Origin of the sequence: Massilia niastensis DSM 21313, from assembly GCF_000382345.1 — a bacterium.
Classification (GTDB): Bacteria; Pseudomonadota; Gammaproteobacteria; order Burkholderiales; family Burkholderiaceae_D; genus Telluria; species Telluria niastensis.
The window spans coordinates 22,671-42,310 of the sequence record NZ_KB908088.1 but is presented as its reverse complement, the minus strand read 5'-3'; the positions used below and the strand labels follow the sequence as shown (position 1 = coordinate 42,310).

Sequence of the window (19,640 nt, the reverse complement as noted above, 5' to 3'; positions counted from 1 at the left end):
GGGGTTAGCGCAGGCTGACCGAGGCGCCTTCCGTGCCTGTCAGTACGGCGTTGGCCCAGTTGCCGCAGGTGCGGGACGGCTGGGTTCCGGTCGCGCCCAGGGTGCGCAGGCTGAGCTGCCCCAGGCCGCGGACATCGATCTCCGGCTTGACCACGCCCGGCGCCTTGACCAGGCCGCTGTCGTACAGCAGGCGCTCGCCGCTCCAGACCTGGAAGCGCAGTCCTCCGGCGCTGCGGCAGCTGTCGTCCACGCCCAGGTCGGCGCGCAGCAGGTTCCAGGTGCCGCCCAGTCGCAGGTCGAGGCGGCCGGATGGCCCCATGCCGATGCCCTTGTTGAAGCGCAGTCCGTTCATGCGCATCTCGCTTGCCTTGCTTGCCGGCTTGTCGCGCCCGAGGCTGTTCGGCAGCGGCAGGTCGGACAGATGGCGCCGCAGCTCCTGGCCTTCCGGAACGAGGTGCTCGAGCACGCGGAACTCGGACAGCGTGATTGGGGCCACTTCGGCAGGCACCGCTGCATCGAAGGCGCGCGCCGGCGCATCGGCCGAGACGGCCGTCACCATCGGATCGGTCGCGGCGGCGCCGCTGCCGTCCGGGTTCTGGGTGCCGAGCACGCGGAAGCGCAGCAGGCGCCCGGCCGTGGCCGGGAAGGCGATCGACTGCATGTCCTTCGACAGTGCCAGGCGTCCCCGCTTGACCGGAGCACCCCACTCGCCATTGCTGTCGGCGATGTAGACCTCGTAGTCGCGCCCCTGGCCGTGCTTCCAGTTGGCGTCGCTGCGCGGCGCGATCTCGATGCCGTCCACCAGGCGGCGTTCGGTGAAACCGATCACCCATTCGTGGGCGCCGCTCTTGACGGCCTGGCTGCGCACGGTACGGAACCAGGTAGCCTGGTTGCCGTCGAATGCGTTTTCCATCGGATGACCTGGTTCTTCGGCTGGGCGGTTCACCACGACCATCGCATCCGGAGGCAGGGCGCGGCCCGGCACCGGCGCGGCGGGGAAGGCCTCGTCGCCGGCTGCCGCCGTCAGGCCCTGGAGCACGAAACCGAGCGGAACACGGATGTCGTGCTTCGGCACTTTGACGTGGACCGTGCCGAGCCGTTCGGCGCCGTCGAAGTACCAGCCCTGGCTGGCATCGTCCAAGGCCTCGCGGCTGGCCAGTTCCGGCAGGCTGGCGCCACCTGCCGCCACCATGGCGGGGCGCTGGCGGCTCGGCAGGCGCAGGCTGTAGCCACGCTCGGCTTCCTGCCCGTCATAGGCGCCTTCGACCGGGTGGATCGTGACTTCCACCTTGCCGCCGGCCTCGCGCATGGCGATCTTCTGCCGGCTGAACGCGCCTTCCTGGTAACGGCGCGTGTTGCCGTCGTCCTCATACAGCACATACTCGGAGTCGCCCTGCGGGTACAGGTCGAGCGTCAGCCTGTCCTTTGGCTTGTGTCCGTCGTACAGCATCTCCGGATACATCGGCACGATTGCACCAGCGCGTACGAACACCGGCAGCTTGTCCAGTGTGACCTGCAGGTCGATGGTCCTGCCTTCCGGTCCGGCCGTCACCTGGCGCCCGTCCCAGTAATCGATCCAGCGACCCTGCGGCAGGTGGATGCCCTTGCGCCAGCCCTGGCTGACGGCCTGGCTGCGGTACACCGGCGCCACCAGCAGGTCGCGCCCGAGCAGGAACTGGTACCGGTGGGTTTCGTCGAGGGCATGCGGATCGTTCGGATAGTCCCACATCAGCCCGCGGACCAGCGGCGCGCCGGTCTGCTCCGCTTCGCGCGCCAGGGTGTACATGTAGGGCGTCAGCCGCATCTTGAGCTTGAGGTAGCGGCGGTTGATGCTGCGGTAGGGCTCGTCGAACCACCATGGATGCTTGCGCGCGGCGGCCGACCAGCCCGACATTCCCATCAGCACCGGCGTGAAGCTCTTCCACTGCAGGTCGCGGGTGTAGGTCTCGGGACTGCCGCCGAAGATCGCATCGACGTCGCCGGTGGCGTAGGCCTGGCCGGACAGGCCCGAACCGATCAGGGTCGGGATGTGCCAGCGGATGTAGTCCCAGCTGGCGCTCTGGTCGCCGGTCCAGGCCACCGCATAGCGCTGCGTGCCGGCCCAGCCCATGACGGTCCAGATGAAGGGACGGCTGTCGGAATTGTTCAGGATGCCGTCGTACGCCGCCTTGCTGGCGTCCAGCGAAAACTGGTAGCCCTTGCCGGTCCAGGCCACGTCCAGTTTCTGCGCGCGGCTGCCGGCCTTGCCGACTTCCCAGGCGATCTTGTCGACGCCGTTCTCGGTCCACAAGCCCGTGCGAAAGCCCAGCTTCGCCAGGCCCTGGACGGTTTCCGGCAGCGCGCTGTAGCCGCAACCGTAGCCGTCGTTCGGCAGGATCCAGCCGCCCGGCATGTCGTGTTCGCGGTACTTGCGGGCGACGCTGTCGATCACGTTCGGGGTCTTGCCGGTCGGGCCATCGCTCCAGCCGCGCGGGACCGTGCCCGGCTTCCTGACGTTGTCGCCGTCGTTATAGCAATCGGCATCGCCGTATTCGAGCGCCCAGCGCGGCAGCAGGCGCGCGCGGCCGGTCCATTCGGTATAGCGGGCCAGCACGTCACGGATCGACTTGCCGACGAAGTAATAGGCGTCGAAGCGTCCCTCCGCGTGCTGCAGCGTGGCCTGTTCCGGTTCGCGCAGGTCATAGCTGCCGTCCGCCCAGCTGTTGCGCAGCATGCCCCAGCCACGTGAACTCATCAGGAACGGCGCCGGGTTCGGACGGTCGCCCTCTTCCCATCCGCCCGAATACGATACCTGCAGCTCGCGCCCCTTGAATTCGTAGCGGCCATTCTGCTGCCCGCCGCCGAAGAAGCGCTCCGCCTTGTCGCTCGAGATCACCTGCACGCTGCGGCTGTCGCCAAGGTCGATGGCCTGCACTTCCCGCCACAGCGGCGCGGCTTCTCCGGCACGATACAGGGTGAAGCGCAAGGGTTTGCGGTCGATCCGCAGCGTCAGCGCCTCGGTACGGATCACCAGCTGGCCTTTCTCTTCCATGAATTCGTGCCGCACGTCGCCAGTGGCCGTGGCCACGACGATCGGCGCGGCCTTGTCTCCCGGGCCGGTGAACTCCTTGCGCGCCGCCTGGATGCGTACCACGTCGGCACGCGGCAGGCTCACCCGCACACGGGCGCCCGAGTCGGAGGCGAGATCCCAGGATGGTCCGTCGGACTGGCCTGCACTGAACGTGCGCAGGTTGCCGAGCGGCGCGGCCAGTGCCGGGCCGGCGGACAGCGCCAGGACCGACATGGCAAGGTAGCGTTGCAGGGTGGGTGCAGAATGCATATCGATCTTTCGTGTCTATTACGTTTCGATGAACGTAATGTATGAACAAAAACAAAGAACGTCAACAAAAAGCAAATAAAAACGCAAAAAGATAGTCGAAACCCACAGAATCGGCGCGCTTATCTTTCGATTCGACCAAATTTTGGCGCCAAAACTTTCGTTTTATTGAAGTTCCGCCAAAACCGAAACCGTTTCTCCCGTCTTGCGCATGCCCAAGCTGTCGGGAACCCGCGTATTTATCGGAGCAAGCAGGCGGCATTTCTTCTTTTACCTTCGTTTGACTTTCGAAGATTTTCGATTTAATATCAATTCCACTAAAACTTCTTTCCATTTCTTTCGATGACTACTCTCCTGCAGCGAAGCCGAGAAACCTGGCGCGACATCGGCGGTTTGCATACCGCCGAGGAAATCGCCCAGCAACCCGTGGTATGGCGCGAGTTGCACGCCAGCCTGGGCACGGAACGCGAACGCGTCGATGCGTTCCTGGACGGCTGCCTGGCGAACCCGCTGCAGCAGGTCGTCCTCACCGGCGCAGGCAGCTCGGCCTATGTCGGCGAGATCGTCGCCGACGAACTGAATGCCATGTGGCCTGCCCAGGTGCGCGCGATTCCCACGACCACCCTGCTCACCCACCCCGAGCTGTACCTGGAACCCGGCGCGCCGCTCCTGCTGGTGTCGTTTGCCCGCAGCGGCGACAGCCCGGAAAGCCTCGCCGCCGCCAACCTGGTGCGCGACCTCGTGCCGGGCGCCCGCCTGCTGAACATCACCTGCAACCCGGACGGCATGCTGGCACTCAAGAGCAGCGCGGATCCGCTCGCCCGCAACCTCTTGATGCCTCCAAGCAGTTGCGACCGCGGCTTTGCCATGACCAGCAGCTTCTCGTGCATGCTGCTTGCCGCACTGGCCGTCCTCGGCAAGGCCGATGACCTCGACCGCATCGCCGCGCTGGCGCACCTGGCGGACCGGGCCCTGCGCGACTGGGAGCCGGCGCTCGCCGCGCTGGCCGAGGTGCCCGCCGAACGCGTCGTCTACCTGGGCAGCGGCCCGCTCGAGGGATTGGCGAAAGAAAGCGCGCTCAAGCTGCTCGAACTCACGGGCGGACGCGTGCCCGCGATGGCCAACACGCCGCTCGGGTTCCGCCATGGTCCCAAATCGGTCCTGAACCACGCATCGCTCGTCATTGTCTACGGTAGCGGCAAGGCGCTGGCGCGGCGCTACGGCGAAGACCTCGTCGATGAACTGCGGCGCGACGGGGTGGCCGGACGCGTGCTCACCGTGGGAACCGGCGCCGACATCGGCATCGAGGCGCCGGACTGGCCCGATGCCTGGCTGGCGCCGCTGTGGCTGCTGGTCGCCCAGCAATATGCCCTGCACCGGTCGGCTGCCATGCAGCTGCGTCCCGACAATCCTTTTGCCAGCGGCACGGTCAACCGCGTCGTCAAGGGCGTCACCATCTATCGCCATGATGAACACTGATTTGCACGGCTATCACGGCATCGACATCGGCGGCAGCAAGATCGAGCTGGTCGCGTTCGCGGCCGACGGCGCGGGCCTGCGTGAAGTCTTCCGCGAGCGCATCGCCACGCCCGGCCACGACTTTCTGCTGTTCGTCCAGTCCATCACCGCGCTGGTGGAGCGCGCCGACGAGGCGCTCGGCCTGCCCGCGCCGGTCGGGATCGGCCTGCCCGGCATCGCCGATCCGGCCAGCGGCCGCCAGCTCAGTTCCAACGTGCCGGCGCTGAACGGCCGCCTGGTCGCCCCGGCACTGGAACAGGCCCTGCGGCGCGCGGTGGTGATCGGTAACGATTGCCAGTGCTTCGCCCTGTCGGAAGCGCAGGGCGGCGCCGCCGAGGGCCTGCCGACCATGTTCGGCGCCATCCTCGGCACCGGCGCCGGCGGCGGCTACTGCGTCGGCGCGCGCCTGCAGCGGGGACTCAACGGCATCGCCGGCGAGTGGGGCCACTGGAGCGCGCCCGCGCACCTGCTCGCCCAGTATGGCTTGCCTGTCGTCGGCTGCCCCTGCGGGCGGCGCGGATGCCTCGAGCGCTACGTCTCGGGTCCCGGCATGAGCATGCTGCACCGCCACTTCGGCGGCGACGGAGCCGAGCCCATGGTCCTGGCGGCGCGCGCCAACATGCACGACCCGGTCGCGACGAAGACGCTGGGCGCACACCTGGACCTGCTGGCGCACGCATTCTCGAGCCTGGTGCTGTCGCTCGATCCGCACGCCATCGTGCTGGGCGGCGGGCTGTCCCAGCTTCCCCACCTGTACCAGGAGCTGCCCGCTGCCGTCCGCCGCCACCTGTTCCCGGGCGCGCAGGTCCCACCCATCCTGCCGCCACGCTTCGGCGACGCGGGCGGAGCGCGCGGCGCCGCCCTGCTGGCCCAACAACACTTGAGCGCGAGCGCATCATGAACCATGATTTCTCCCCCATCCAGCAGGTCGTCAAGGCTCACCGGCGCGGCGACCCCGTCGGCCTGTACAGCGTCTGCTGCAGCCACCCGGTGGTCCTCACCGCGGCCATGCGGGTGGCGCAGCGCTGCGCCACCCTGCTGCTGGTCGAGGCAACCTCGAACCAGGTCGACCAGTTCGGCGGCTATACCGGGATGAATCCCGCCCAGTTTCGCGACTACGTCCACCGGCTGGCGCGCGAATGCGGCTTCCCTCTGGAGCGGCTGGTCCTCGGCGGCGACCATCTTGGACCAAACGCCTGGCAGCGGCGCAGCGCGAGCGAGGCGATGGCGAATGCCGAAACCCTGGTCGCCGCATACGCCGGCGCCGGTTTTCACAAGATCCATCTCGACTGCAGCATGCGCTGCGCGGACGATCCCGCGGCCCTGGACGATGCGATTGTCGCCGCCCGCTCCGCGCGCCTGGCCGCCGTCGCCGAAGCGGCCGCGCAAGCGGCCGGCCACCCGCCCCCGGTGTACGTGATCGGGACCGAAGTGCCGGTACCGGGGGGCGAGTCGGCGCTGGCCGATGCCGGCGCCCCCACGTCGCCGCAGGCCGCCGCGCGCACGCTCGCGGTGCATTGCCGGGCCTTCCTCGACGCGGGCCTGCACGCCGCATGGCGCCGGGTAGTCGCCATGGTGGTGCAGCCGGGCGTCGACTTCGATCACAGCCAGATCCAGCACTACGATGCGGCGCAGGCCGCGGCCTTGTCCGGCTTCGTCGCCGGCCAGCCCGGCCTGGTGTACGAAGCGCATTCCACCGACTACCAGCGCGAGTCTTCGCTGCACGAGATGGTGCGCGACCACTTCGCGATCCTCAAGGTCGGTCCGGCCGCCACCTTCGCCCTGCGCGAGGGCTTGCTCGCCCTGTGCCAGATCGAGGACGAACTGGTGCCGCGCGAACGCTCGTCGCGCCTGATGCAGGTCCTGGACGAGGTCATGCTGGCCAAGCCCGAGCACTGGCACAAGCACTACCCGGGCAGCAGCGAAGAACAGCGGGTGATGCGTCGCTACGGCCTGTCGGATCGCTGCCGCTACTACTGGGGCGAGGCCCCGGTGGCCGCCGCGGTCGAGCACCTGTGCGCCAACGTCGACGCGGCCGGCATTCCCCTGCCGCTGCTGAGCCAGCACCTGCATGAGCAATACCTCGAGGTGCTGCAGGGCCGGCTGGGGACCAGTGCGCGCGAACTGCTCGAACACAAGATCGGCCGCGTGCTGGAACAGTACGCGCGGGCCTGTACCCGCAATGCGGCGGCGCCACTCAACAGCGCCGCATCGATCTGTTAAGCTCGGCGTTTTCCTCGTCGACCCGAACCGCCACCATGCGAAACACCACCCAACGCCGCGAAGCCATCCTCCAACTGCTGACCCGCCATGGCGCTGTCCAGGTGACCGATCTGGTACAGGAGTTCGGCGTGTCGGCGGTGACGATCCGCACCGACCTGAGCGCGTTCGAAGCGCAGGGACTGGCGTCGCGCAGCCATGGCGGCGCCACCCTGATGCGCACCCCGCCGCTGGAACAGTCGATCCGCCAGCGGGATGCGATCAACCACGAGCAGAAGGAACGCATCGGCGCGCTCGCCGCCTCCCTGGTGCAGGGAGGCGACAACATCATCATCGATTCCGGCACCACCACCATCTCGCTGGCGCGCCACCTGCGTGACGCCCAGCAGGTGACGGTGATGACCAATGGCCTGAACATCGCATGGGAACTGGCCGACGCGCCCGGGGTGGAACTGATCCTGACGGGCGGCCTGCTGCGCAAGCAGTCCCTGTCGATCCAGGGCAGCCAGGCCGAGGCGACCCTGCAGGCCTACAACTTCGACAAGCTGTTCCTTGGGGTGGACGGGTTCGACCTGCAATTCGGAATCACCACCCACCATGAGGCGGAAGCGAGCCTGAACCACAAGATGGTCGAGCGCGCCAAGAAGATCATCGTGCTCACCGACGCCTCGAAATTCGGCCGGGTCAGCCTGCACCGCATCGTGCAGCTGGACCGGGTCCATACCGTCATCACCGATGCCAGCATCAGTCCGGAGTACCGCGAAGGACTGCAGCGGCTGGGCATCGAGCTACTCATCGCGGAATAAATGCTAAGCGGCAGAATCCTTACCACGAACGGCTGGATCACAGGCAGTATCGATTTCAGCGATCGCATCCACCGGATCCTCGAAGGCCCTGCCGCCAGCGGGCTTACCATCCTCCCCGGCTTCGTCGACCTGCATGTCCACGGGGCGGCGGGCACCGACATCATGGAAGGCGGCGACGCCGGCGCCATTGTCGCGCGCCGGCACGCGCAGCACGGCACCACCGCCCTGCTCGGCACCACCCTGACGGCCAGGGAAGCCGACATCCGCCGCGCCCTGCGCGGCCTGGCCGGCACGATCGCGCAGCGGCCGCAGGGCGGCGCGCGCATGCTCGGGGTACACCTCGAGGGTCCGTTCCTGAACATGCGCCGCCTTGGCGCCCAGCCGCCGGACGTCATTCCCGCCAGCCTGGAACTGGTGCGCAGCCTGCACGCCATGGCGCCGATCCGCGTACTGACGATGGCGCCGGAGGTCGACGGCCACCTGGCGCTGATCCCGCAGCTCGCCGCGCTCGGCATCCGCGTCCAGATCGGCCACAGCGCCGGCAGCTACGAGGACGGCGTCGCCGCGCTGCGGGCCGGCGCCTCGGGCTTCACTCACCTGTTCAACGGCATGACCGGGATGACCCATTACCAGCCCGGCGTGGTCGGCGCCGCCCTGGCGCACGCCGAGTACGCGGAAATCATCCCCGACCTGCAGCACGTCTCCAGCGGCGCCCTGCTCGCCGCGCTGCGCGCGATCCCGCGCCTGTACGGCGTGACCGACGCGACCTCCGCCACCGGCATGCCGGACGGCGAGTACGCGCTCGGCACCCAGCGCGTCGTCAAGTGCGGGGGATGCGTGCGCCTGGCCACGGGTTCGCTGGCCGGCAGCGTGCTGACGATGGACCAGGCGCTGCGCAACCTGGTCGCACTGGGCCTGGACCTGGCCGACGCCTCGCATCGCCTGTCACGCTACCCGGCCGACTACCTGGGCGAGACCGACCGCGGCCGCCTGGCGCCCGGCGCGTGGGCCGACATCGTGGTCCTCGACGGATCGCTGCGCCCGGTCGCCGTATTCGTCGAGGGCGAAGAGATTGACCTGACAACAACGAACCACCCGGAGACACGATGATCGACGCCACCGCCTCGCCCGACCGCGCCATGCGCTACCTGCTGTTCATCGCCGGCATGGGGGGACTCCTGTACGGCATCGATGTCGGCATCATCGCCGGTGCGCTGCCCTACCTTGAATCGACGGCGACGGTGGCATGGAAGCTGACGACGCAGCAGCTGTCCTTCATCGTGGCGGCGGTGCTGCTCGGGTCGGTCCTGTCGTCGCTGTTCGCCGGCGCCCTGGCCGACGCCATCGGGCGGCGCTGGTCGATGGTGCTGGCGGGCGCGCTGTTCACCGTCAGCATCCCCATCATCTCCCTGTCCGAGGGCTATACACCACTGCTGCTGGGCCGCCTGCTGCAGGGCATCAGCGGAGGACTGATCGGTGTCGTGGTGCCGCTCTACCTTGCCGAATCGCTTCCCGCCTCGCGCAGGGGACGGGGCGCAGCCCTGTTCCAGCTGATGCTGACGATCGGACTGGTCGGCGCCGCCCTCATCGGCCTGAGCCAGGCACAGAGCGTGGATGCCGCCACCCAGGCGGCGGCCGCGCTGCCGCAGGCCGCCAGGGCGGAGGCCGTGTTCGCGGCCCAGGACCGCGCATGGAGAACCATCTTCTGGATCTGCCTCGGGCCCGGGCTGGTGTTCACGCTCGGCAGCCTGGCCTTGAAGGAGTCGCCGCGCTGGCTGGCCCTGCGCGCCCACGGCAAGGCCTCCGTGCCTGAGGCGCAGGCCCCGGTTGCCCGGGATTCGCTGGCCAGCCGCCGCTACGTCCTGCCTTTCCTGCTGGCCTGCCTGGTGCTTGCGCTGACCCAGGCCACCGGCATCAACTCCATCCTGGCCTATGTGGTGACGATCCTGAACCAGGCCGGCCTGCCTGGCGCGACCGCCAACCTGGCGGATGTGGTCCTCAAGGTGCTCAACGCCGTCATGACCGTCCTGGCTGTGGCGCTGGTCGACCGCAAGGGACGCCGCTTCCTGCTGATGCTGGGAAGCGGCACCATCGTGCTCGCCCTGCTGGCGGCGGGGCTGCTGTTCCGCGGGGTCGAATCGGAGCAGCGCGACGTGCGCGCCGCGATCGAGGCCCAGGTCCGGGACGGCGCCTTGTCGCTGCGCCTCGACCAGGCACAGCTCGCGACGCTGGGCGTCACCGGCGAGGCGCCCCAGCAGCTGACAGTGGCCTACGCCTACGGTCCGTTCACGAACGTGCAGTCGCGCCGCAGCGACGATCCGCTGCTGCCGTCGATGACGCTGCGGCGCGACGACGCCGTGTCCGAGGACAGTGTCATCGGCGCTTTTCTGCGCCGCTGGCACCTGAATCCGTTCGCCGACCCGGCTGCTGCGCGTGAAGCGCCGCTGACGATCGAGCGCGCGTGGCTCGGCGCCGTCCCGTCCGAGACGCATGGCTGGCAGGTGGCGCTGGCGATCTGCCTGTTCGTCGCCGGTTTCGCGGTCGGCCCCGGCGTCTGCGTCTGGCTGGCGCTCTCCGAACTGATGCCCACCCGTATTCGCTCCAACGGCATGAGCATCGCACTCCTGATCAACCAGTTCGTATCCACCCTCATCGCCGCGGTGTTCCTGCCTACCGTCGGTTATTACGGTTACTCGACGATGTTTTTCTTCGGCGCATCGTTCACAGTCCTTTACTTCCTTACCGCAGCATTCCTTCTGCCTGAGACCAAGAACAAGACCTTGGAAGAAATCGAACACCATTTCACCAAAATACGGCCAGGAGCACAGTCCAACTAAGCCTACAGAAGGCAAGACACGCGTGGCCGGGCGATGAACGGCATGCAGTCGTTCGCCCTGTCTGCATGCGCCGATCCGGTGCTGGCCCGGTGCTAGCTTGTCAGCGGTAGCAGCTGGCTGGATTCCGTGCTTCGTCCCGGCAGCGCCACGACCGGGCCGCCATTCGCTCTCTGCCAGTATGGCGGACTACCGATGGTGGCGATCAGATGGTCGGAAAACGCCCTCGCCTTCGCGCTGAGCCGGGGCAAGGCCCGCAAGATATAGACGCCCGAAGGCGGCTGTCGCGTGACCCCTTCCAGCGTCAGTTCGATCAGATCGCCTTTTGCGATATCGAGCCCCACCGACCAGTCGGGCATCAGGGCGATCCCCAGGCCTTCGAGTACGGATAAACGGCGGCCGTCGCAATCGTCGCATTCGATGGCAAGCGATGTCCGCTGCAGGCCATCCTTGCCCAGTAATTCCCGCCATCCGCGCATGCTGGTGCTGTGCCGCCGGTCCACCAGGCGATGCCTGCCGAGCTCACTGGCATGTCGCGGCACGCCATACTGTCTCAAGTAGAACGGCGACGCGCAAATGACATAACGCTGGCTTGCAATGCGTTGTGCAATGAGGCTGCTATCAGGCTGCTGGCCGACACGGAGGACAAGATCCATCCTTTCCACCACAGGATCGACGATGCGTTCCGTCAGATCCAGTTCGATATTGAGTCCAGGGTACTTCCTGTACAGCGAGCCTAGATGGGGAAGCACATGGCGGCGACCAAAGGCTGGAAGACAACTTATACGAAGCAAGCCGCTCACGCCCTGCTCCAGCGAGGTGACTTCGGCGCGGACATCCTTCAGGTCGTGCAGGACCTTCACCGCCCGCTCGAACAAGAGGTTGCCGGCATCGGTCCTCACGAGCGCACGCGTGGAACGCGTGAATAAAGTGACTTGCAGCTCCGCTTCCAGCGCATCGATCTGGCGCGCCACCGAAGAAGCGACCAGACCTTTGCGCCTGGCAACTGCAGAAAAACTGCCTTCCTGTGCCACCTCGACAAAAATCGAGAGATTTTCGGCAAATTTTGCGGACTCCATTTGTGCACCCTTTGCAAAGGCGTTTCGCGACCCCGATGGATTGTGTCGCCAGAGGACCGAGGCTACCATCAATCATCGATTCATGGGGTCCTCTACTTTAGCGCTTCAAGCAAAAGTTGCATGTACGGGAGGCGGCTCATGGATGAGCAACGATATGGCGTTGCAAAGGCAGCGAGAGGATCTCCTCCATATACCCGACAACCACTGGAAGCAAAATGCCTGACATCATGAAAAAGCCTACCACGAAGCAAATGATCCAGAGACGCAAGACCTTGTCCGCATTCGCGGCGGGAAGCCTGCTGCTGTTGCCTGGCCTCGGCGCTCAAGCGCATGCCGAAACCTATCCGTCGAAGACAGTGACCATCATTGTGCCGTTCGCCGCCGGAGGCACGGTCGACAAGGTGGCGCGCACGGTACGTGAAGGTTTCCAGAGCCGCCTTGGCCAGGCCGTCATTATCGACAACCGCGGGGGTGCTGGCGGAACCATCGGGAGCGCCTTGCTGACCAAGAGTGCGCCGGATGGCTATACCGGCGGCATGGTCTTCGACTCCTTTGCGACCGAACAGCATATCTATCCCAAGCTTCGTTATTCGGAGCGCGACTTGACCGGCGTGGCCTACATTGCCCGCTCTCCGATGGTGCTGGTGGTACCGGCCAGCTCTCCATTCAAGACCTTGCAGGACTATGTTTCTGCGGCGAAGAAAAAGCCCAATACCATTTCCTATGCATCGGTAGGATCGGGCAGCTCGAATCACCTGGCGGCCGAATTGTTCCATCAGTCGGTCGGCACGAGCGGGCTGCACACGCCTTACAAAGGCGGCGGACCTGCGATCACCGATCTGCTCGGCGCCCACGTCGACTCCATGATCGCCAGCCTTCCGCTGGTCCTCGGCCACGTCGAGTCCGGAAAACTGCGTGCACTTGCCGTGACCTCCGCACAGCGTGCTCCCCGCCTGCCTGAGGTCCCGGCCATCGCGGAAAGCTACAAGGATTTCGAGGTGTATTCCTGGGTCGGCATGGTCGCCCCCGCCAGGACGCCGGCTGCGATCCTGGACCGCCTCGCTTCGGACATGCAGGCGACCCTGCGCGACGCGAAGGTGGCGAAGCAGCTAGGCGAGAGTGGATTCGAGGTCGTGGCAGGCGGGCGCGACGCCATGAACAGACTCGTGAAAAGCGAGTCGGACCGCTGGGGCCGCATCATCAAGAGCCGTCACATCGTCGCCGAATGAGGACCGCGCCATGACTCCTTTCGTCCATACAGGCCACGCCCAGCGCGTCGTGTTCGGGGCCGGCTCGCTCGGCCGGCTCGAAGAAGAGGTTGACATGCTCAAGGCACGCAAGGTGCTTGTACTGTCCACTGCCGCCCAACGGGAACAAGCCGAGCGCATCGGCGACATGCTGGGTGCGCGCGCGGCCGGGATTTTCGACGGCGCCGTGATGCATGTGCCGATCGAGACGGCGCGCGCTGCGCGAGACATGGCGGCAAGCCTGAACGCCGATTGCGCCGTCGCGATCGGCGGCGGCTCGACGATCGGCCTGGGCAAGGCGATCGCGCTCGAATCGGCATTGCCTATCCTGGCCATCCCGACGACGTACGCGGGTTCGGAGATGACGCCGATCTATGGACTCACGCAGGACGGACTCAAGCGCACCGGCAAGGATACCCGCGTCATGCCGCGTACGGTCATCTATGACCCGGATCTCAGCGCGGGCTTGCCCGCCTACTTCAGCCTTGTCAGCGGGATCAATGCGATTGCCCATGCCGCCGAAGGCCTCTACGCCTTCGACGCGAATCCGATCACCCACCTCATGGCCAGGGAGGGCATCGCGGCCTTCGGGCGTTCCTTGCCGGCCATCGCCCGCTTGAGCGGAGAAGGCGGGCATCCGGACCTGGCGCTAGCGAGGTCCGATGCCATGTACGGCACATGGTTGTGCGGCACGGTACTGGGCAGCGTCAGCATGGGTCTGCACCATAAGCTTTGCCATACGCTGGGCGGCAGCTTCAAGCTTCCGCATGCGGAAGTACATACCGTGATCCTGCCCCATGCCCTTGCCTATAACGCCGCAGCGGCGCCGCAGGCGATGGAAGCCATTGCGTCGGCGCTGGACGCCGGGAATGCGGCGCGAGCCATCTTCGACCTGGCCCGCGACAATGGCGCACCCGTGGCCCTTCGCGATATCGGCATGACTGCCGGCGACCTGGATCGTGCGTGCGAGATTGCGATGCAGAACCAGTATCCCAATCCCAGGCCACTCGACAGCGCCGCCATTCGCAAGTTGCTGCAGGATGCGTACGAGGGAATACGGCCATAGCAACGGTGCATGACTACCCGGATCAGCGACAGCAATCATCTGCCGGCCAGTGAATAGCGGATCAAGCCAGTGCTGCAACGCTGCCGGGCCATTTCTCTTCAGGGGTGAATATTTTGCCACACCGTCAATATAAGAGTTGTCGTTTCTCGGCCAAGGCCGGTATCATATTTGCACCACTTCGCGCAGTCTTGGTGGGTGAATCCATGCTCGGAAGAAATGGATATAAAAAGCAATGAGATGCTGTCTTCAATGCCGTGACGCTACTGCGATGAAGATGACGCTCGCCAATAAAAGTTATTAAATAAATATAAAATTTGGCGAAATGGAAGAGACAAAAAAGGAAGGGTTTGCTTGTGTCCAAAAAACATAAATTCCTGAAGCTTTTCGCGGCCGCGCCAAGCGCCGCCCACGCTCTCGATGGTGGCGCCCACCACAGCACGTCATCGCGCCATCACCATTGACAAGGCCTGCTGCCCTGTAACGATCAGGTCTTTCCGCATTGCGCCTGCCGAACTGGCTAGTGTCGTCGCTCTCGACAACACCGCTCGGTATCGTATTGCTGGTGGATCGCGTTGGGCAGGCGAAAAGGCATGATCAGGCTCCATCCTGATTTTCATTGTTCAACCTGCCCTCTGTTTCAAGCTTGCCGCGATAGCGGCGACAAGCGCCGGGTGTCGCTACTCGTGAAACCCTTCAGCTACTTGATTTGAGCATCCGACCCGAAGCTACCTGTCGAGTTCCAGCGACCGACCGCCAAAGCGGCAAGCGCTTTCATTCTGAATCCAAGGCTCGACGTCGAGCATGGTGCACTCAGGATCTGAATACTGGACGAGTGCAGCCGACGCCATCCGATCCGTCACCGCATGGAAGAGGAAGCGTCCTGCCGTCCAGGAATGTAACGGCATACTTCATGCACTGCCATCAAGCGATCCGGAGCACGCGAGCCTGTCGCGCTTCGGTATCGATCACCGAGCAGTGTGGAATGAAAGAACTAGGGACGAAAATGGAAAAAAGGCTCTTGCTCGCAATGATGGGTGGCTTCCCCTCCCACGACACCGCCAGCCGCTTACTCACGGCAACGGAACGGAATTTGGCGTCGCCGCCCTTCCTGCCCGATCCAATCCTCTACAACCAGGCGGGCAAACCCGTGCGCTTCTTCTCGGATCTGATGAAGGGAAAAGTCGTGATCATCAACATGATGTACACGATGTGCAAGCGCATGTGCCCAATGAACATAAAGCGACTGCGCGAGGTGCAGACCGAACTCGGCGATCGCATGGGACGCGACGTGCGTATCTATTCGCTCACCCTGCGCCCCGAAGAGGATTCTTCCGCGGCGCTGGCAGAGTACGCCGACCAGTACGATGTCGGCCCGGGCTGGTCGTTTCTGACAGGCCGGCCGCGCGACATCGATTCGATCCGCCGGAAACTGGGCTTTTTCAATACGGATCCCGTCGTGGACGCCGATCTCGCCAACCATACCAGCGCACTGCATATTGGGAATGTCGGCCAGGATCGCTGGATGATGATGCCGGACAGCTCAGCTCCGGCGACGCAGGTCATCAGCGCCATTAACGCTATCTGCTGAGCACTCCTGTTCTTGAAGAACGCGCAACGCTGATGAACATGGTCGCGGAGATCGGCGGCTTCACCGGCATCGTGCCGCCCGACACTAAACTGCCCGCTTGAAATTATTGCCGATCAGCGTGTTTCGAACCGTTTCAAGCGAAAGGCCATGCGAGTATGCGCTTGACGTGCAGCACTGAGCGTGTGACCACATAAGCGATCACACAGCCAAACGCCAGCAGGCTACGCGCATCACCCATGATGGCAAGCCAGAAACCGCCAACTGTGGCGCCGGCGACCAGCATCATCAGCCAGAACTCGATGCTGAGGAAGAACGCAGATGCTTCACGGCAGGCGCGCAGCACCAGCGCGACGGCTTCCTTGAACGTTTTGATGTCGTGACCCATGGTCGTGTTATCTACATTGCAGTAATGCGGGGCATACTTATTTGGAAGGCAAAAAAAAAAGCCCACTGCTGAGCGGGCTTCAAACTATTTTCTTGGAGGAGAATAGTGGAGACAGGTTCATTATGCTGCACCGCAAAATTCCAGTCCAATGACATTACGTGATGTCAGAAATTCACAGAACCAATGTTCCTGATTGTAGAAAGTCTTCATGATAGGCCCCATGGAGCCGCCCAGGCTCCACGACCGAAGGTGACAAGTTAGACGGCGGCATCCGGTCATGACGAGTTGGCACGGGCATCGCCTCTAACGCGTCCACATCCGCTGGCCAGGAAACGCCGCATGCGCTTGATCACTCCCATCACCATAGCTTGTCGCCCAGAAACGGCTGTTGCCGCGTTGTCGTTATCGACAATGCGGAAGACACGCTTGTTATAGAATCAGGACGAAATGCACTTCTGGAGCGGGACTGATGGCTAACCCTGCTGAGTCAGCAGCGACGGCGGCAAGCCGGCAAGGGGCCGACGAGTCCGCGCGCCTCAAACGCGCCTACAAGACCTTAAGTGCGGGCAACCGCATCTTGCTGCGTGCCTCACACGAAGACGAATTGCTGCAACAGATGTGCCAGGTGATCGTGGACGCAGGTGGCTATCGCCTCGCGGCGGTTGGCTTTGCCGTGGCCGACGCGAACAAGCGCATTCATTGGGCGGCGTACGTCGGTCCCATCACCGACTCTTTCGACACGTACACATTCACTTGGGCCGATACGGAATGCGGTCAAAGTGCAAGCGCCGTGGTGATACGCACGGGGGAACCGGTGGTCGGCCGAGAAATCTTGACTGATCCAGCTTATTCCGGGGCCGCCTACGCTCTCCTGCGCGAAGATGCAATCAAGAAGGGTTACCTGTCCACTGCAGCATTCCCTTTGCGAATCGACGGCGATGTGGTGGGTGCTTTGAGCATGGCGGCCGAGGAAGCACATGCATTCGATGCGGAAGAAGTAGCCCTGCTCAGTGAGCTGGCGGATGATCTCGCCTACGGGATCAAGAACCTGCGCGCACAGGAGCATCATCGCCAGGCGCAAGCCACGATCGCACGCCTGGCCTATTACGATGGATTGACCGGTCTGCCCAACCGCACGCGATTGCTCGAACAGCTGAAAGCCTCCATCCGGCGCGCCAAGCGTGAGAATCAGGCGCTGGCGATCTTGCATATCGAAGTGGGCCGCTATGATGAAATCAACAAGATTCTGGGCTACCGCGCTGGCGATGCACTGCTCCGGAAAATCGGCCAGCGCCTGACTACGGCGCTTCAAGGCCATGAAGTCCTGGCGCGGGTAGGCGATGCGGAGTTCGCACTGCTGTTGCCGGACTGCGGCGCCGAACAGGCGACCGACATGGCGCGACGGCTTTACCAGGCGCTGTGCGAGCCGGTCAAAGTGCGCACGCTGCAGCTCGATGCACGGGCGTTCATCGGCATTGCGCTGTTTCCCGGCCATGCTACGCAGGCGGACACCTTGATCCGCCGCGCCAATGCCGCCATGCATCAAAACCAGCCGGCACATGGCGGCTATGCCATGTACACGAGTGGCCAGGAACAGGAAAGCGTCCGCCGTATTGCGCTGATGGCCGACTTGCGTAGAGCTATCAGGAATAACGAACTCAGCCTACACTACCAGCCGAAAATCGCCATGTCATCGCGTCGGGTGTGTGGTGCGGAAGTGCTGGTGCGCTGGCAGCACCCGGGCCATGGATTGGTGTCCACGCAAGAATTCATCATGCTGGTCGAACAGGCTGGCATGGTCACGCCGCTCACGACCTGGGTGCTGGAGGCGGCTTTCCGGCAAAGCCATGCGTGGCGGGACAGCGGTCTGGAACAGCCGTTGGCCATCAATTTATCGGCGCATGACCTCTACGATTCCAGCCTGGTGGACCGGATCGCGGGCCTGATCTCTACTTGGGGCATCGCACCGGAACTCATTCAGTTCGAGCTCACCGAAAGCGCCTTGATGGCAGACCCGGTTGGCGCGGTGGAAACGCTCACCCGATTGAAGCGGCTGAACGTCGACCTGTTCGTCGATGACTTTGGCACCGGCTACTCCAGTCTGAGTTATCTCCAGAAGCTTCCTGTCGATGGTCTCAAGATCGATCAGTCATTCGTCACTCCCATGGCGGCCAGCGGCGATTCAGCAACCATCGTGAAATCGACGATCGAACTGGGGCACAACCTTGGTTTGAAAGTGGTGGCCGAAGGGGTGGAAAGTGAAGTCGTTTGGGAGCGTCTCGTAGCGCTGGGCTGCGACATCGCGCAGGGATATCTGATCAGCAGGCCGATGCCCGCGCAGCAATTCAAGGCGTGGGAACATGCGTGGTCGTAGCTTGTGCCGGATGTGCCTGCGGGTCAGTGAAAGCCGCAGATGTGCATGAGCTGGAACACGAACGGATCTTCCAGTGACACCGGTGCCTGCTCCCGCCGCAGCTCATGTCCCCAACCCTCCTGCCCTGGGTACGACCACACTTTAGCGAGGTGCGCCAGTTCCCTCGCTGAGCCATTCAACAACCGCCGGTCGCAAGTGCTGCCTACCCTCCCTGACGCCTGCCGTCATTAGGCGAAAGTCTGCTTTCGATAGCGAACGTCGGTGTGGCTCAATGTACGAGTTCGTTGCTCACAGGGCAACCAAGTGGTTCTATTGCCGTTCTTAGTCTCGTGTTCACCTGTTTTTGACCCACAAATTGCAAGCCAAAAAGCAAATCGCCGGCGTATGCCGGCGAATTGTTTAACTCTGATTTATATCAATACCCGAGGCCGGGTACAGTTTAAGCTGGAGGCGAGGACGGGAGTCGAACCCGTCTAGACGGCTTTGCAGGCCGCTGCATAACCGCTTTGCTACCTCGCCAGAGGTCATAGTACGCTTGCTGATCTGGCGGGTTATGGTCCACATCAACAATGGAAGAGAACGTCTTCCTGAATTCTGGAGCGGGAGAAGAGTCTCGAACTCTCGACCTCAACCTTGGCAAGGTTGCGCTCTACCAACTGAGCTACTCCCGCATGGAGTCTTACATTTCGTCGCACCAGCGATAACTGGAGCGGGAGAAGAGTCTCGAACTCTCGACCTCAACCTTGGCAAGGTTGCGCTCTACCAACTGAGCTACTCCCGCGTACTGGACAACAAGTATGACAGACTTTTGACTTTTTTTCAAGATTGCTTGAAGCCGTACAATCTTTGGAGCGGGAGAAGAGTCTCGAACTCTCGACCTCAACCTTGGCAAGGTTGCGCTCTACCAACTGAGCTACTCCCGCGTACTGGACAACAAGTATGACAGACTTTTGACTTTTTTTCAAGATTGCTTGAAGCCGTACAATCTTTGGAGCGGGAGAAGAGTCTCGAACTCTCGACCTCAACCTTGGCAAGGTTGCGCTCTACCAACTGAGCTACTCCCGCGTACTGGACAACAAGTATGACAGACTTTTGACTTTTTTTCAAGATTGCTTGAAGCCGTACAATCTTTGGAGCGGGAGAAGAGTCTCGAACTCTCGACCTCAACCTTGGCAAGGTTGCGCTCTACCAACTGAGCTACTCCCGC

Annotated in this window: 14 protein-coding genes and 6 tRNA genes; 10 read left to right on the top strand and 10 right to left on the bottom strand. The window is 63.8% G+C overall.

The annotated features are described in order from the left end of the window. Positions 1–4 precede the first annotated feature (4 nt). Together H162_RS0109820 and H162_RS33960 are read right to left on the bottom strand one after the other, a co-directional pair. Positions 5–3,319 (bottom strand): TIM-barrel domain-containing protein, encoded by a 3,315-nt coding sequence (locus H162_RS0109820; RefSeq protein ID WP_051109906.1) that lies wholly within the window; start codon positions 3,317–3,319, stop codon positions 5–7. A 61-nt stretch (positions 3,320–3,380) separates the two neighbouring features. Next, the gene (locus H162_RS33960) at positions 3,381–3,650 is read right to left on the bottom strand and encodes a hypothetical protein (protein WP_156885540.1); all 270 of its coding nucleotides are present in this window, start codon (positions 3,648–3,650) and stop codon (positions 3,381–3,383) included. An 8-nt stretch (positions 3,651–3,658) separates the two neighbouring features. Here H162_RS33960 and H162_RS0109815 point away from each other — a divergent pair, with 8 nt between their 5' ends. Genes H162_RS0109815 through H162_RS0109790 form a run of 6 tightly spaced genes read left to right on the top strand, consistent with a single transcriptional unit; the run spans position 3,659 to position 10,697 of the window. Next, a complete protein-coding gene (locus H162_RS0109815; protein ID WP_026354462.1) occupies positions 3,659–4,795 on the top strand; it encodes an AgaS family sugar isomerase in 1,137 nt (378 codons plus the stop codon). Further along, positions 4,782–5,735: an ROK family protein gene (locus H162_RS0109810; RefSeq protein ID WP_026354461.1), complete on the top strand. Its 954-nt coding sequence runs from the start codon at positions 4,782–4,784 to the stop codon at positions 5,733–5,735. The genes H162_RS0109815 and H162_RS0109810 overlap by 14 nt, the downstream gene beginning before the upstream one ends. Then, on the top strand, positions 5,732–7,057 hold the full coding sequence (locus tag H162_RS0109805) for a D-tagatose-bisphosphate aldolase, class II, non-catalytic subunit (protein ID WP_020653284.1): 1,326 nt from the start codon (positions 5,732–5,734) through the stop codon (positions 7,055–7,057). Before H162_RS0109810 ends, H162_RS0109805 begins: the two co-directional genes overlap by 4 nt. 35 nt (positions 7,058–7,092) lie before the next feature. Further along, a complete protein-coding gene (locus H162_RS0109800) occupies positions 7,093–7,860 on the top strand; it encodes a DeoR family transcriptional regulator (RefSeq protein ID WP_020653283.1) in 768 nt (255 codons plus the stop codon). After that, positions 7,861–8,970 (top strand): N-acetylglucosamine-6-phosphate deacetylase, encoded by a 1,110-nt coding sequence (locus H162_RS0109795; protein WP_020653282.1) that lies wholly within the window; start codon positions 7,861–7,863, stop codon positions 8,968–8,970. After that, on the top strand, positions 8,967–10,697 hold the full coding sequence (locus H162_RS0109790; protein WP_020653281.1) for an MFS transporter: 1,731 nt from the start codon (positions 8,967–8,969) through the stop codon (positions 10,695–10,697). The genes H162_RS0109795 and H162_RS0109790 overlap by 4 nt, the downstream gene beginning before the upstream one ends. Positions 10,698–10,789: 92 nt before the next feature. On the opposite strand, the gene H162_RS30505 is transcribed toward H162_RS0109790, so the two are convergent. After that, positions 10,790–11,773 (bottom strand): LysR family transcriptional regulator, encoded by a 984-nt coding sequence (locus H162_RS30505; RefSeq protein WP_020653280.1) that lies wholly within the window; start codon positions 11,771–11,773, stop codon positions 10,790–10,792. Between the two features lie 251 nt (positions 11,774–12,024). Here H162_RS30505 and H162_RS0109780 point away from each other — a divergent pair, with 251 nt between their 5' ends. The 3 genes from H162_RS0109780 (at position 12,025) to H162_RS0109770 (ending at position 15,674) form a co-directional block, all read left to right on the top strand. After that, complete coding sequence (locus H162_RS0109780; protein WP_020653279.1) at positions 12,025–13,002, top strand: tripartite tricarboxylate transporter substrate binding protein; 978 nt, start codon at positions 12,025–12,027, stop codon at positions 13,000–13,002. A gap of 10 nt (positions 13,003–13,012) precedes the next feature. Continuing rightward, positions 13,013–14,086: a maleylacetate reductase gene (locus H162_RS0109775; RefSeq protein WP_020653278.1), complete on the top strand. Its 1,074-nt coding sequence runs from the start codon at positions 13,013–13,015 to the stop codon at positions 14,084–14,086. A 982-nt stretch (positions 14,087–15,068) separates the two neighbouring features. After that, positions 15,069–15,674 (top strand): SCO family protein, encoded by a 606-nt coding sequence (locus tag H162_RS0109770; protein ID WP_229452002.1) that lies wholly within the window; start codon positions 15,069–15,071, stop codon positions 15,672–15,674. A gap of 133 nt (positions 15,675–15,807) precedes the next feature. On the opposite strand, the gene H162_RS0109765 is transcribed toward H162_RS0109770, so the two are convergent. Beyond that, positions 15,808–16,059, bottom strand: coding sequence for a hypothetical protein (locus tag H162_RS0109765; RefSeq protein WP_020653276.1), 252 nt, complete (start codon positions 16,057–16,059; stop codon positions 15,808–15,810). A gap of 469 nt (positions 16,060–16,528) precedes the next feature. Here H162_RS0109765 and H162_RS30500 point away from each other — a divergent pair, with 469 nt between their 5' ends. Beyond that, on the top strand, positions 16,529–18,433 hold the full coding sequence (locus tag H162_RS30500; RefSeq protein ID WP_020653275.1) for a putative bifunctional diguanylate cyclase/phosphodiesterase: 1,905 nt from the start codon (positions 16,529–16,531) through the stop codon (positions 18,431–18,433). 445 nt (positions 18,434–18,878) lie between these two features. On the opposite strand, the gene H162_RS0109755 is transcribed toward H162_RS30500, so the two are convergent. The 6 genes from H162_RS0109755 to H162_RS0109730 all read right to left on the bottom strand — a co-directional run bounded on the left by H162_RS0109755 (position 18,879) and on the right by H162_RS0109730 (position 19,640). Next, a tRNA-Cys gene (locus tag H162_RS0109755) sits at positions 18,879–18,952 on the bottom strand. Between the two features lie 76 nt (positions 18,953–19,028). After that, positions 19,029–19,104 (bottom strand) — tRNA-Gly (locus H162_RS0109750). A 34-nt stretch (positions 19,105–19,138) separates the two neighbouring features. Next, a tRNA-Gly gene (locus H162_RS0109745) sits at positions 19,139–19,214 on the bottom strand. 66 nt (positions 19,215–19,280) lie between these two features. Further along, positions 19,281–19,356, bottom strand: a tRNA-Gly gene (locus H162_RS0109740). Between the two features lie 66 nt (positions 19,357–19,422). Next, positions 19,423–19,498: transfer RNA gene (locus H162_RS0109735), tRNA-Gly, on the bottom strand. A gap of 66 nt (positions 19,499–19,564) precedes the next feature. Continuing rightward, positions 19,565–19,640, bottom strand: a tRNA-Gly gene (locus H162_RS0109730).